Genomic DNA, 12770 nt, shown 5'->3' with positions numbered 1-12770 from the left:
GCCGATCCATTGACAAACTCTTTATTCGGATCGAAAGTATTTGAAAATCAGATGCTTCGGGTGCGCCAATGGATCTCGATCTGCTCCATAGTTTCGTGTCGGTGGTCGACGCCGGCGGCTTTACCGCGGCCGGCGAGCGCGTGCACCGCAGCCAGTCCACCGTCAGCCAGCAGATCCGCAAGCTGGAGGAATCGCTGGACTGCGCCCTGTTCGTGCGCGAAGGCCGGCAGGTCTCGCTGACCGAGGACGGCGAGCGCCTGCTGGGCTACGCCCGGCGCATGCTGGCGCTATCGACCGAGGTGCGCGAGGCGGTCAGCGGCCGCAAGCGCGTGGACGTGATCCGGCTGGGCATCCCCGACGACTTCGCCGCCGACTCACTGGCCGCCGTGATTTCGGAATTCGCGCGTTCGCAGCCCGGCGTGCGGCTGTCGGTGCGCTGCGACCTGACCGCCGCGCTCGTGCGCGGCCTGGAACGCGGCGACCTGGACGTGGCGCTGGTCAAGCGCGAGCCCGGCGTCGGCCGCGCCGCGGCGGCCTGGACCGAACATCTGCACTGGATCGGCGGGACGCCGCAGGCGCCGGCGACCGACGAGCCGGTGCCGCTGGTGGCTTTCCCGCAGGGCTGCATCTATCGCAACCGGGCGATCCACGCGCTGGAGGCCGCGGGCCGACATTGGCGCATCGCCTACGAAAGCCCGAATCTCCTGGGCCTGCAGGCGGCGCTGAAGGGCGGGCTGGGGATCGCCTTGCTGGAGCGGCGCTGCATCGTGCCGGGCCACCACATCGTCGATGCGGAGCTGCCCGGCGTGCCGCCGACCGAACTGGCGCTGTGCGTGCCCGACGCGGGACGCGCGCCGGTGCGCCGGCTGGCGACGGTGATCGAGGAGTTTTGCGAGAAGGAAATGACGCGGCCCGCCGCAAGCTAGCAGCGAGCCGGGAGAGGAATCCGCCGTTTAAGCCGTGGCGACGAGCGCGATGGGGAAGCTGCTGTTGGCAGCGGGCGCGCCCGGTTCGGCCACGGTGGCCGGCGGATTGACCGGAACGGCAATCGAGCGCACGTCGCACACGCTGGAGCAGCGGCCGCCCGGCAGGTATTCGGCGGCGGTCGCCGCGCAGCAGCCGCAGCACGTGGCCACGCCCAGCTCGAATTGCAGGTCGGAAAGCGTCGTCGCGCCGGCGTCCACGCTGGCGCGGACTTGGCGTTCGGTGATGGCATTACATACGCAAATGTACATGAGAATAATTATCGAAAATTATTCAATAACTGACAAGTCCCAGGCGTAAATAAATTTGCAACCAAAGTGTCACGCAAGTGCTTGAAATCAGGGACGAATTCGAATTTATCCGTCCCTGATTTCAGCGGGCGGCGGCCTGGGCCTTGCGCAGCGCGGCCGGCGCGATCCGCAGCGCCTCGCGGTACTTTGCCACCGTGCGGCGGGCGATGACGATCCCCTGATCGGCCAGTTTTTGGGTGATCTGGCTGTCGGACAAAGGCTTGGCGCGGTTTTCCTCGGCCACCATCTGGCGGATGAAGGTCTGCACCGCGGTGGCCGAGGCGGTGTCCCCGCCCTCGGTGGCCACGCCCGTGCCGAAGAAGCGCTTGAGTTCCAGCGTGCCAAACGGAGTGAGCATGTACTTCTGTGTTGTGGCGCGTGAAATCGTGGATTCATGCAAGCCCAGCTCGCCCGCGATGTCCTTCAGGATGAGCGGCCGCATGGCGCCCGGCCCCTGGCTGAAGAACGCGGTCTGGTGCTCCACGATGGCCTGGGCCACCCGCAGGATGGTGTCGAAGCGCTGCTCCACGTTGCGGATCATCCAGCGGGCCTGCTGCAGCTGGGCCTGCAGGCCGGCGTGCGCCGATTCCTTCTGGTTGCCCAGCATCTGGGCGTACAGCCCGTTGATCTGCAGCCGCGGCACGGCGGCGCTGTTCAGGGTGGCCTGCCAGCCGCGGCGGGTCTTGCGCACGATGACGTCGGGCACCGCGTAGTCGGCGGCGGGCACGGTCCAGGCCCGTCCGGGACGGGGTTCGAGCCGCAGGATCAGGGCATGCGCGGCGCGCACCGTGGCTTCGTCGCAGCCCACGGCGGCGCACAGCCGGGCGGTGTTGCCGGTAGCCAACAGCGCCAGGTGCTGCGCGCAGATTTGCCGCGCACAGTCCAGCACGGCAGCGTCGGCCGCCTCGGGCAGGCAGGCGAGATCGGGGTTGCGCAGTTGCAACAGCAGGCATTCGGCCATGTCGCGCGCACCGATGCCGGGCGGATCGAACGATTGCAGCAGCGACAGCGCGGCCTTCAGCTCGTCGAGGTCGGGCTCCATTTCGACCGGCAGCCAGCCCAGGATCTCCTCCAGCGGCGAGCCCAGATAGCCGTTTTCGTCCAGCTCGTCGATCAGCAGCCCCGCCAGCGCCACGTCGCGGGCCTGCGCCCGGGTCAGGACCAGCTGGCCCAGCAGGTATTCGCGCAGCGTGTCGGGCCGGGCCGCCTCGGGCATGGAGGAGTCCTCGTCCGGATAGACGCCGCCCGAGCCGGGCATTTCCTCGGCCGGCGTTTCGCGTTCGAGCGGCGGCTCTTCGTCCTGCACGGAGGACTCGCGCTCGGACTCGGCCTGCGCTTCGGCCGGCTGGGGGTCCTCGTCGCGTTCCAGCAAGGGGTTTTCCGCGAGCACCTGCGAAATCTCGGCTTCGAGCTCGAGCGTGGACAGCTGCAGCAACCTTATGGATTGCTGCAGCTGTGGCGTCAGCGTCAGATGCTGGCCGGGTCGCAGTTCTAAAATAGGACGGGTCATAGGTACAATATTTTGCATGATGAATCTGACTTCGCCCGCAAGCGTCCGCCAGGACTGCCGCCTGATCGGCCAGACCCTGCTCAAACTGGCGCTACCCCGACTCATAGTGCGTGCGATCGTCATCGCCGTCGCCCTCGTCATCTGGTATCTGGTCGCCCAGTGGATACTGGCATTCGGCCGCAGCATGAACTATGACTTCCTGCACAGCCTGGGCCAGCCGACCGTGGACATGGTGCAGAAGGTCAACCCCTACCTCTGGTGGGCCGTCGCCGCCATCTGGTCTCTGATTGTATTTTTCACCGTCCGCGCCTGGCTGTCCGCCAGCCTGGCCGCCGGCAGCGCCACGCCGGTGGACACCGACGTGCTGGCCGGCCTGGCGCCGCAGCTCTCGGATGAATCCCTGGGCGTGCTGCGCTGGACCTGGGGCGACCGCCAGGAACCGTTCACCGTCGGCGACCTGCGCCGCTCGCTGTCCGAACTGCGCCACCGCCGCATCGACAAGATCGCGATGGTGGCCGACCAGGCCGCTATCCTGGACAATCCGGCGGCGGCCGCCGGCCGCGATCCCGGCGAAATCCGCCGCCAGCCGCGCACCGACCACTACGTCGAACCGCGCATCGGCGGCCCCGCCGACTGAAGCCGCGCAGGCCGCCCACGGGCGGCCTGTTCGTTTCAGGCAGCCGCCAGCCGGCCGCTCCTATACTCGGACTCCAGGCTCGCATAACCGCCGGCCGCCTTCGCATCGACTCCAACCGACCGGCAGCGCAGACCTGCCGGATGCGCGGCCCGCCCCCTGGAGTTTTTTTCATGCATTTCTCTCCCAGCCGGTACGCCGCCGGCCTGCTGCTGGCCTGCTCGGCCGCCTTTGCCTGCGGCGCCGCCGGAGCCGCCGAATGGCCCGACAAACCGATCACTTTCGTCGCCCCGTTCACGGCGGGCGGCGCCAATGACCTGGTCGCGCGCATCATCGCCAAGGCGGTCGGGTCCCAACTGGGCCAGCCCGTGATCGTCGAGAACCGGCCCGGCGCCGGCGGCGTGATCGGGGCGGCGCACGTGGCGCGCAGCCCGGCCGATGGCTACACCTACCTGGTGGGCAGCAACGGCACCGTCACCAACAGCCTGATCCGCTCAGACCAGCCCTACAAGGACGACATGCTGACCCCGGTCGCGCTGCTGTCGATCACGCCCTCGGTCATCGTCGCCAACCCGTCCAATCCGGCCAAGGACCTCAAGGACTTCGTGGCCCGCGCCAAGCAGGCCAGGACCGACCGCATCACGTTCTCGACCGCGGGCAACGGCAGCACGCCGCATTTCGTCGCGGAAATGCTCAAGGAAGCCTCGGGCCTGCCGGTCGAGCCCATCGCCTACAAGAGCGGCTCGGAGGGCGTGACCGCGGTGGTCGGCAACCAGGTCGACGCGACCTCGGAGGCCAGTATCGTCACGCTGCCGCTGATCCAGAGCGGCAAGCTCAAGGCCCTGGCCACCACCTGGGACAAGCGCATGGCCAGCGCGCCGGACATCCCGACGACGGCCGAGCAAGGCTTTCCGGGCGTGCGCATCGGCCACTGGGCCGGCCTGTTCGCCCCGGCCGGCACGCCCGCCGACGTGCTGGACCGCATGAACGCCGCGGTGGACAAATCGCTGCAGACGGCCGAGGTGCGGGACGCGCTGCGCCAGAGCAGCATCGAGCCCGGCGGCGGCTCGCGCGCCAGCTTCGCCGAATTCGCCGCCAACGAACGCGAACGCCTGGGCAAGGTCGTGCAGAACGGCCACATGCAGACGCAATAAACGGCCGCGCAAAAAGCCGGGGAGCCATCCGTCCCCGGCTTTTTCATCGTATTTTGTTTGCGCTGCACGAAAAAATATGTTTGACTAGCAACCTATGGCCGCTTACCGCAACCCCCTCGCGATTGCTATCGGACGCTTTAACGCTCCGGTTGCCGGCCTGCGCGCTCGCACCTCCTCCATCGCGCTATCGCTATACCTACCGATCGGTTGCCGGGCCTAGTGTCCCCGTGGTAGCTCGGCAGCCACGCTTGCCACACGCGATTTTTCCCTTTTATCTCTGAATCCAGCCAGACGACGACGGTGAACCCGTCAAGGCAAACCCGCGCAGCACGCCGCAAACCGGCCGCGCAGCTTCCGGAACGACTCCGGATAGGGATTCAAAAGAAACCGATCGAGGTGTAGTCATGATGCTTGCCAACCCCGCCACCAAGTACGTCCCGTTCACGCCGTTTGCCCGCGATTTCTCGGAGCGCACCTGGCCCAGCCGCCGCATCACCGCCGCGCCGATCTGGATGAGCACGGACCTGCGCGACGGCAACCAGGCCCTGATCGAGCCCATGAGCGTCGAGCGCAAGCTCCGCTTCTTCGAACAGCTGGTGAAGATCGGCTTCAAGGAAATCGAAGTGGGCTTCCCGTCGGCCTCGCAGACCGACTTCGACTTCGTGCGCAAGCTCATCGACGAAAAGCGCATTCCCGACGACGTCACCATCATCGTGCTGACGCAGTCGCGCGAAGACCTGATCAGCCGCACGGTGGAATCGGCCGCCGGCGCCAAGCAGGCCATCGTCCACTTGTACAACGCCTGCGCGCCGGCGTTCCGCAAGGTCGTGTTCAACATGAGCAAGGACGAGATCAAGAACATCGCCACGACCGGCACGCGCCTGGTCAAGCAGTACATGGCCCGGCATCCCGAGACCAAGTGGCGCTACCAGTACTCGCCGGAAGTGTTCAGCACGACCGAACCCGAATTCGCGCTGGAAGTCTCCAACGCCGTGGCCGACGTATGGGAGCCCACGCCGGACTGCAAGATGGTGCTGAACCTGCCGGCCACCATCGAGGCCACCACGCCGAACATGTACGCCGACCAGATCGAGTGGATGCACAAGAACCTGGCGCGCCGCGACAGCATCGTGCTCAGCGTGCACCCGCATAACGACCGCGGCACCGCCGTGGCCGCCGCCGAATTCGCCGTGATGGCCGGCGCCGACCGCATCGAAGGCTGCCTGTTCGGCAGCGGCGAGCGCACCGGCAACGTCGACCTCGTCACGCTGGCGCTGAACCTCTATACCCAGGGCGTGCATCCGGGCCTGGATTTCTCGGACATCGACGAAGTGCGCCGCTGCGCCGAGTACTGCAATCAGCTGCCGGTGCACCCGCGCCATCCGTACGCCGGCGACCTGGTCTTCACCGCGTTCTCCGGCTCGCACCAGGACGCCATCAAGAAGGGCTTCGCCCAGCAGCAGCCCGACGCCGTGTGGGAAGTGCCGTACCTCCCGATCGACCCGGCCGACCTGGGCCGCAGCTACGACGCGGTGATCCGCGTCAACAGCCAGTCGGGCAAGGGCGGCGTGTCGTACCTGCTCGAACAGGAGCACGGCCTGGTGTTGCCGCGCCGCCTGCAGATCGAATTCAGCCGCGCCATCCAGCGCGTGACCGACGAGACCGGCCGCGAGGTCACCGCCGACGACGTGCACACCATCTTCAGCCGCGAATACCTGGAGCAGAAGGCGCCCTGGAAGCTGGTGCGCCACCGCATCGACGGCAACCCGGCCGCCGGCGAAGGCCAGCATTTCAGCATCGAGGCCGAACTGGAATACAACGGCGAACGCCGCGTCGTCACCGGCAAGGGCGACGGCGCCATCTCGGCTTTCGTGGCGGCGCTGGACGTGCCGGTGCGCATCATGGACTACCATGAGCACGCCATCGGCACCGGCACCGACACCCGCGCCGCGTCCTACGTGGAGCTGCGCGTGGGCGATTCCGGCACGGGCTTCGGCGTGGGCATCGACCGCGACATCGTGACGGCCTCGTTCCAGGCCGTGCTGAGCGCCGTCAACCGCCACATCAACGCCGGCGCCGTGACCACCACCGAGCAAGAGACTGCCGAGACCGCGTGATCCGCGACCCGGCATGAAAGCAGCCCGCCGCTACCCGGCGGGCTTTTTGTTTCCGGGCGGCGTCAGCCGCGCGGCCACATGTCGGATGCGCCGATGTCGGGCGAGTTGGCGGCCAGCAGGCGCTGATGCACCCAGGCCGCGATGGCCAGCATGGCGTGGTCGCCGTGGCGCTTGCCGATCAGCTGCAGGCCCACCGGCAGGCCCTGCGGGCCGGTGGCGAACGGCAGGTTCAGGCAGGGCAGGCCGAACAGCGTCCAGGCCCGCGAGAACTGCGGATCGCCCGTGCCCAGGTCCGCGAAGGGCGCTTCGCCGGCCGCGCTGGGCGCGATCAGCACGTCGTACGTGTCGAGCCACGAGTCCACGCGCGCGCGCGGCTCGGCGGCGCGGGCCAGGTTCTGCTGGTGTTCTTCGGCCCCGATGCGCATGCCCGCCTCGATGATGGCCTGCAGCTTGGTGCTGAGCTGGCCCATGTGCTCGATGCGCTCGTAGGCCAGCGCCTGCGACAGCTCGAACGCCATGATGTCCGCGTGCAGCTGCACCAGCGCGCAGTGTTCCTGCGGCTGCGGCACTTCTTCCACCACGGCGCCGGCGCGCGACAGGATGGCCGCCGCCTGCGCGAAGGCCTCCTTGGTCTCGGACTGGGCATGGCGCCACTGCAGGGTGCGGAACATGCCGATGCGCGGCTTGCCGTCGTACGACAGGTCCAGCATGCGCGGGTCGCGCATCAGGACCGAGGCGAACAGCGCCACGTCCGGCACCGAACGCGCGAAGCCGCCGACCGTGTCCAGCGACTCGGCCACGCTCTTGACCCCCGCGCGCGAAATGCTGCCGAAGGTGGGCTTGTAGCCGACCACGCCGCAATAGGAGGCGGGGCGGATGATGGAGCCCGCGGTCTGCGTGCCCAGCGCGAATGGCACCATGTCGTCGGCCACCGCGGCCGCCGAGCCGCTGGAGGAGCCGCCCGGCGTGTAGGCCTCGTTGCGCGGATTGCGCGTGGGGCCGGCATGGTAGGTGGCGAATTCGGTGGTCACGGTCTTGCCGATCACGATCGCGCCGGCCTCGCGGCACTGCGCCACGCTGGCCGCGTCCAGGCCCGGGCGGTGGCGTTCGTAGATGGGCGAGCCGTAGCGGGTGGGCAGGTCCGCGGTGTCGAACAGGTCCTTGACGCCGATGGGCAGGCCATGCAGCGGGCCGCGCAGCGCGCCGCGGTCCAGCGTCTGCGCGCGTTCCAGCGCAGCCTGCTTTTGCAGCGCGGTCCAGGCATGCACGGTGTTCTCGCGCTGCTCGATGCGCGCGAAGCAAGCGCGCACGAGCTGCTCCGCGGTCAGTTCGCGCCGTTGCAGCTTGCGCGCGGCTTCGAGCGCGCCAAGCTTGTTCAAGGCTATAGACATGGTCCTTTCCTCTTTACCGGCGCCGCGCATGGCGCGCGGCGGCTGAGCGACGCACCCGGTCCCCTTGACCGGGGGTTCGCCGGAAGACGCGGCGGGTAAATTCCGCCGCGCATTTCGGACCAACCGACTGCTGCCAATGTCCACCACGCGTCAATTGGGAAAAACACGGAAATCACCGCTTTTCTCCACGGAAACCGCGCGTCGCGCCTTGGCTTTTCTGTTGCGTCGGCACCAGCATAGCGCAAACCCGTGCAATACAAAGGTCATATTTGTCTAGTAAGATGAAATCGTTTTCACGACCCGACAGCAATTCCGCATGGCATCGCGCCCGTCGCCCCGATTCTCCATCATTGAAGTGGCCCGCAAGGCCGGGGTTTCGCCGGCCACGGTGTCGCGCGCCTTCAACCAGCCGGACATCGTGCATCCCGACACGCTGGCCCATATCCGCAGCGTCGCCAAGCGCGCGGGCTTTCGCCCCAACCGCGTGGGCCGCAGCCTGCGCTCGGGCAGCACGCGCACCATCGGGCTGATCCTGCCCACGCTGTCCAACCCGGTGTTCGCAGAATGCTTCGAAGGCGCCGAGCGCCGCGCGCGCGAATCGGGCTACAGCGTGATGCTGACGGCCACCGGCTACGATCCGGCGGTCGAATCGGCCGCGGTCCAGGGCCTGATGGACCACCAGGTCGACGGGCTGATCCTGACGGTCGCCGACGTGGCCAAGAGCGCGACGCTGGACGACCTGGACAGCGCCGGCATTCCCTATGTGCTGGTCTACAACGAATCGGCCGCTCATCCCTATGCCTCGGTGGACAACCGCGCCGCCGCCAGCGACATGGTGGCCCATCTGGCGGCGCTGGGCCATCGCCGCATCGCGCTGGTCACCGGGCCGCTGACCGCCTCCGACCGCGCGCGCCGCCGCCTGACCGGCGCGCGCGCCTGCGCCAAGCGCCTGGGCCTGGATGCCATCCAGCACATCTCCATGAGTTCGCACACCGGCAGCGACGCCGATGCCCTCAAGGCCGCGCTGCGCGGCAAGCAGGCGCCCACCGCCCTGTTCTGCTCGAACGACCTGCTGGCCACGGCGGTGATCGCCGACCTGGTCGGGCTGGGCCTGTCCGTGCCGGCCGACATCTCGGTCTGCGGCTTCGACGGCATGCGTTTCGGCGCCTTGCTGACGCCGCCGCTGACCACGGTGGCGCAGCCCAGCGACGGCATCGGCGTGGCGGCCTGCTCCAATCTGCTGGCGCAGATCCACGGACAACCGCCGCAATCCGACCGCCTGCCGCATTGCATCGTGGTCGGCGGCACCGCGGCGCCGGTGCGGCGCAAGGCCGCCGGCTAGGCGCCGCCACTTCAACGCTTTCGATATCCAAGCATCATGCTCATCGCACAGATTACCGACCTGCACATGCGCACCCCGGGCGACAAGGCCTACGGCATCATCGATCCGGCCGCCTTCCTGGCGCCGGCCGTGCGCGCGCTCAACGCCCTGACGCCGCGGCCCGACTGCGTGCTCATCACCGGCGACCTGACCGACCTGGGCCGGCCCCAGGAATACCAGGCGCTGCGCGAGCACCTGCAGGCGCTGGAGATTCCGTACTTCCTGCTACCCGGCAACCACGACGATCGCGCCCAGCTGCGCGCCGCGTTTCCCGACCACGACTATCTGCAAGGCGACGGGCCGTTCATCCAGTACGCCATCGAAAGCTATCCGCTGCGCCTGCTGGCGCTGGACACCGTGGTGCCGATGAAGAGCCACGGCGAACTGTGCCAGGACCGGCTCGACTGGCTGGCCACGCGCCTGGCCGAACAGCCGCAGCGGCCCACGCTGGTGCTGATGCACCATCCGCCATTCCTGACCGGCATCGAGCACATGGACGCCATCGGCCTGCTGGCCGGCGCGCCCGAGCTCGAGCGCATCGTGGCGCGTTTCCCGAACGTGGAACGCGTGCTCTGCGGCCATCTGCACCGCACGATATTCCAGCGCTTCGGCGGCACCATCGCCTCGACCTGTCCGGGCACCGCGCACCAGCTCGCGCTGGAGATCGGGCCGCGCCCGACGCTGCAATACATCATGGAGCCGCCGGGCTATCAATTGCACTGGTGGCATGGCGGCAACCTGGTCACGCACCACGCCGTCATTGGGGAATACCCCGGACCTTACCCATTCGCCTGAGGCCTGCGGCTAGACTATCGGACCTCGCCTTGCCATACATCCGTCATGTTTGCGCTGCACAATGAAAAGGATTTCATCGCAGGCAACAATGCGGATCCAACTATCGGATCTTCGAGACAGCATGTCATCCATCGTTCTGGATAACCTCACCAAGCAGTACGGCGCCGCCGCCGCGATCCATGGCGTCAGCTTCACCGTTCCCGCCGGCAGCTTCACGGTCCTCCTGGGTCCGTCGGGCTGCGGAAAGTCCACCACCCTGCGCATGATCGCCGGGCTGGACACGCCCACCTCGGGCAGCATCCGCATCGGCGACCGCGACGTGACCCAGCTGCCGCCTTCCAAGCGCCGCATCTCCATGGTGTTCCAGTCGTATGCGCTGTTTCCGCACCTGTCGGTGCGCGAGAACATCCTGTTCGGCCTGAAGGTGCGCAAGGAGCCGGCGCGCGACTACGACCGCCGCCTGCAGCGCGTGGCCGGCCTGCTGGGCCTGAACCACCTGCTCGACCGCAAGCCCTCGCAGCTGTCCGGCGGCCAGCAGCAGCGCGTGGCGCTGGGCCGCGCGGTCATCTCCGAAGCCCCGGTCTGCCTGATGGACGAGCCGCTCTCCAACCTCGACGCGCAGCTGCGCCACGAAATGCGCCGCGAGATCCGCGCGCTGCAGCAGGAGCTGGGCATCACGATGGTGTACGTCACGCACGACCAGACCGAGGCCATGAGCATGGCCGACCAGGTGGTGCTGCTGCGCGGCGGCCAGATCGAACAGCACGACACGCCCGACGGCCTGTACGCGCGCCCGGCCAGCGAATTCGCCGCGCGCTTCATCGGCACGCCGCCCATGAACCTGATCGGCCTGGCCAGCGGCAACGGCGCCACCGTCATCGCCGGCGCCGACGGCCCGGTCATCGCCAGCGCGCCGGCCGGCGCGGCCAAGCTGGGCGTGCGGCCCGAACACATCCGGATCGACGACGGCGGCATCCCCGCCACCGTCGAAAGCGTGGAGTACTTCGGCGCGGACTCCATCGTGGTGTGCCGCGTCGGCGACACCAGCGGCGTGGCCGTGCGCGTCAGCGGGCATCTGCGCGCGCGCGCCGGCGAAGCCCTGCGCCTGTCCTGGCCGCAGGCGCAGCAGCACTTCTTTGCCGCCGATTCGGCGGTCATCAACACCGTCGGGCACTAGATCAAGCCCGCACACAGCACAGGAAAGGAAAACCAACATGCGACGCACCGTACTGAAGACCCTGGCCGCCAGCCTGGCCGCCGCCTGCCTTTCGCTGCCTGCGCAGGCGCAGAACAAGCCCGTCGAGGTCGAGTTCTATTACCCGGTCGCCGTGGGCGGCCCCATCACCAAGATCGTCGACGACATGGTGGCGGACTTCCAGAAGGAAAATCCCAACATCCGGATCAAGCCGATCTACGCCGGCTCCTACCAGGACTCGATCGCCAAGGCGCTGACCGCGCTCAAGGGCGGCACCCCGCCGCAGCTGGCGGTGCTGCTGTCGACCGACATGTTCACGCTGATCGACGAGGACGCCATCGTCCCGATCGACAGCCTGGCCAAGAGCGAGGCCGACAAGAAGTGGCTGGGCGGCTTCTATGACGCCTTCATGCAGAACAGCCGCACCGGCGGCCACACCTGGGGCGTGCCGTTCCAGCGCTCGACCATCGTCATGTACTACAACAAGGACCTGTTCAAGGCCGCCGGGCTGGACCCCGAACGCGCGCCGGCCACCTGGGCCGAACTGGTCGAGTACGGCAAGAAGCTGACCAAGCAGGACGCCGCCGGCAACACCACGCAGTGGGGCATCGAGATCCCCTCGGGCGGCGCGTTCGCCTACTGGCTGTTCCAGGCGCTGACCACGCCGAACGACGCGATCCTGATGAACGAGGCCGGCAACGAGGTCTACCTGGACAAGCCGGCGGTGGTCGAGGCCGCGCAGTTCTGGCACGACCTGTCGGCCAAGCACAAGATCATGCCGGCCGGCACCATCGACTGGGGCACCACGCCCAAGGACTTCCTCGAAAAGAAGGCCGCCATCGTCTGGACCACCACCGGCAACCTGACCAACATCCGCAAGAACGCCGACTTCCCGTTCGGCGTCGCCATGATGCCCAAGCAGAAGCGCGGCGGCAGCCCGACCGGCGGCGGCAACTTCTACATCTTCAAGAGCGGCACGCCGGAGCAGCAGCAGGCCGCGCTCAAGTTCGCGCAGTGGGTCACCACGCCCGAACGCGCCGCCGACTGGAGCATCGCGACCGGCTACGTCGCGGTGACCCCGGCCGCCTGGGAAACCGAGAAGATGAAGAAGTACGCGCAGGAAGTGCCGGCCGCCACGGTCGCGCGCGACCAGCTGGAAGTCAGCGTGGCCGAGTTCTCCACGCATGAAAACCAGCGCGTCACCAAGACGCTCAACGATGCGCTGCAGGCCGCGCTGACGGGCTCCAAGACGCCCCAGCAGGCGCTGACCGACGCCCAGCGCGAGGCCGACCGCATACTGCGTTCCTACAAGTAAACCG

General features: G+C 67.9%; 11 protein-coding genes. 8 read left to right on the top strand and 3 right to left on the bottom strand.

Annotation, left to right across the window (positions count from 1 at the left end):
• Window positions 1-68: 68 nt before the first annotated feature.
• Entirely contained in the window at window positions 69-926 is an 858-nt protein-coding gene (locus AC1M14_RS00560; RefSeq protein ID WP_479730757.1) for a LysR substrate-binding domain-containing protein, read from the top strand.
• Between the two features lie 27 nt (window positions 927-953).
• Here AC1M14_RS00560 and AC1M14_RS00555 read toward each other — a convergent pair whose 3' ends face one another.
• Together AC1M14_RS00555 and rpoN are read right to left on the bottom strand one after the other, a co-directional pair.
• On the bottom strand, window positions 954-1235 hold the full coding sequence (locus AC1M14_RS00555; protein ID WP_102772982.1) for a (2Fe-2S)-binding protein: 282 nt from the start codon (window positions 1233-1235) through the stop codon (window positions 954-956).
• A 121-nt stretch (window positions 1236-1356) separates the two neighbouring features.
• Window positions 1357-2784 (bottom strand): RNA polymerase factor sigma-54, encoded by a 1428-nt coding sequence (rpoN, locus tag AC1M14_RS00550; protein ID WP_479730756.1) that lies wholly within the window; start codon window positions 2782-2784, stop codon window positions 1357-1359.
• A 16-nt stretch (window positions 2785-2800) separates the two neighbouring features.
• On the opposite strand from rpoN, the gene AC1M14_RS00545 reads away from it, so the two are divergent.
• The 3 genes from AC1M14_RS00545 to leuA all read left to right on the top strand — a co-directional run bounded on the left by AC1M14_RS00545 (window position 2801) and on the right by leuA (window position 6689).
• Window positions 2801-3421 (top strand): hypothetical protein, encoded by a 621-nt coding sequence (locus AC1M14_RS00545; RefSeq protein ID WP_102772980.1) that lies wholly within the window; start codon window positions 2801-2803, stop codon window positions 3419-3421.
• 170 nt (window positions 3422-3591) lie between these two features.
• Window positions 3592-4572, top strand: a complete 981-nt coding sequence (locus AC1M14_RS00540) for a tripartite tricarboxylate transporter substrate binding protein (protein ID WP_102772979.1) — start codon at window positions 3592-3594, stop codon at window positions 4570-4572.
• Window positions 4573-4976: 404 nt separating this feature from the next.
• On the top strand, window positions 4977-6689 hold the full coding sequence (gene leuA, locus AC1M14_RS00535; RefSeq protein ID WP_209165490.1) for a 2-isopropylmalate synthase: 1713 nt from the start codon (window positions 4977-4979) through the stop codon (window positions 6687-6689).
• A gap of 62 nt (window positions 6690-6751) precedes the next feature.
• Here leuA and AC1M14_RS00530 read toward each other — a convergent pair whose 3' ends face one another.
• Window positions 6752-8080: an amidase gene (locus AC1M14_RS00530; RefSeq protein WP_102772977.1), complete on the bottom strand. Its 1329-nt coding sequence runs from the start codon at window positions 8078-8080 to the stop codon at window positions 6752-6754.
• Between the two features lie 316 nt (window positions 8081-8396).
• Here AC1M14_RS00530 and AC1M14_RS00525 point away from each other — a divergent pair, with 316 nt between their 5' ends.
• The 4 genes from AC1M14_RS00525 to AC1M14_RS00510 all read left to right on the top strand — a co-directional run bounded on the left by AC1M14_RS00525 (window position 8397) and on the right by AC1M14_RS00510 (window position 12766).
• Window positions 8397-9422, top strand: a complete 1026-nt coding sequence (locus AC1M14_RS00525; RefSeq protein WP_102772976.1) for a substrate-binding domain-containing protein — start codon at window positions 8397-8399, stop codon at window positions 9420-9422.
• Window positions 9423-9458: 36 nt separating this feature from the next.
• Window positions 9459-10256 carry a phosphodiesterase gene (locus AC1M14_RS00520; protein WP_479730755.1) on the top strand — a complete coding sequence of 266 codons (798 nt, stop codon included), beginning with the start codon at window positions 9459-9461 and terminating at the stop codon, window positions 10254-10256.
• A 121-nt stretch (window positions 10257-10377) separates the two neighbouring features.
• Entirely contained in the window at window positions 10378-11433 is a 1056-nt protein-coding gene (locus AC1M14_RS00515; protein WP_479730754.1) for an ABC transporter ATP-binding protein, read from the top strand.
• 37 nt (window positions 11434-11470) lie between these two features.
• Window positions 11471-12766 carry an ABC transporter substrate-binding protein gene (locus AC1M14_RS00510; protein WP_102772973.1) on the top strand — a complete coding sequence of 432 codons (1296 nt, stop codon included), beginning with the start codon at window positions 11471-11473 and terminating at the stop codon, window positions 12764-12766.
• Window positions 12767-12770 lie beyond the last annotated feature (4 nt).

It is taken from the genome of Achromobacter sp. SX5, assembly GCF_056711425.1.
The sequence above is the reverse complement of the archived record's forward strand: the minus strand, read 5'-3'. Positions and strand labels throughout refer to the sequence as shown.

Excerpts from the sequence above, each read along its gene's own strand:
- AC1M14_RS00540 (WP_102772979.1), top strand. The coding sequence starts at position 3,592 with ATGCATTTCTCTCCCAGCCGGTACGCCGCCGGCCTGCTGCTGGCCTGC.
- AC1M14_RS00530 (WP_102772977.1), bottom strand. The coding sequence starts at position 8,080 with ATGTCTATAGCCTTGAACAAGCTTGGCGCGCTCGAAGCCGCGCGCAAG.
- AC1M14_RS00520 (WP_479730755.1), top strand. The coding sequence starts at position 9,459 with ATGCTCATCGCACAGATTACCGACCTGCACATGCGCACCCCGGGCGAC.
- AC1M14_RS00555 (WP_102772982.1), bottom strand. The coding sequence starts at position 1,235 with ATGTACATTTGCGTATGTAATGCCATCACCGAACGCCAAGTCCGCGCC.
- leuA (WP_209165490.1), top strand. The coding sequence starts at position 4,977 with ATGATGCTTGCCAACCCCGCCACCAAGTACGTCCCGTTCACGCCGTTT.
- AC1M14_RS00545 (WP_102772980.1), top strand. The coding sequence starts at position 2,801 with ATGATGAATCTGACTTCGCCCGCAAGCGTCCGCCAGGACTGCCGCCTG.
- AC1M14_RS00510 (WP_102772973.1), top strand. The coding sequence starts at position 11,471 with ATGCGACGCACCGTACTGAAGACCCTGGCCGCCAGCCTGGCCGCCGCC.
- rpoN (WP_479730756.1), bottom strand. The coding sequence starts at position 2,784 with ATGACCCGTCCTATTTTAGAACTGCGACCCGGCCAGCATCTGACGCTG.
- AC1M14_RS00560 (WP_479730757.1), top strand. The coding sequence starts at position 69 with ATGGATCTCGATCTGCTCCATAGTTTCGTGTCGGTGGTCGACGCCGGC.
- AC1M14_RS00525 (WP_102772976.1), top strand. The coding sequence starts at position 8,397 with ATGGCATCGCGCCCGTCGCCCCGATTCTCCATCATTGAAGTGGCCCGC.
- AC1M14_RS00515 (WP_479730754.1), top strand. The coding sequence starts at position 10,378 with ATGTCATCCATCGTTCTGGATAACCTCACCAAGCAGTACGGCGCCGCC.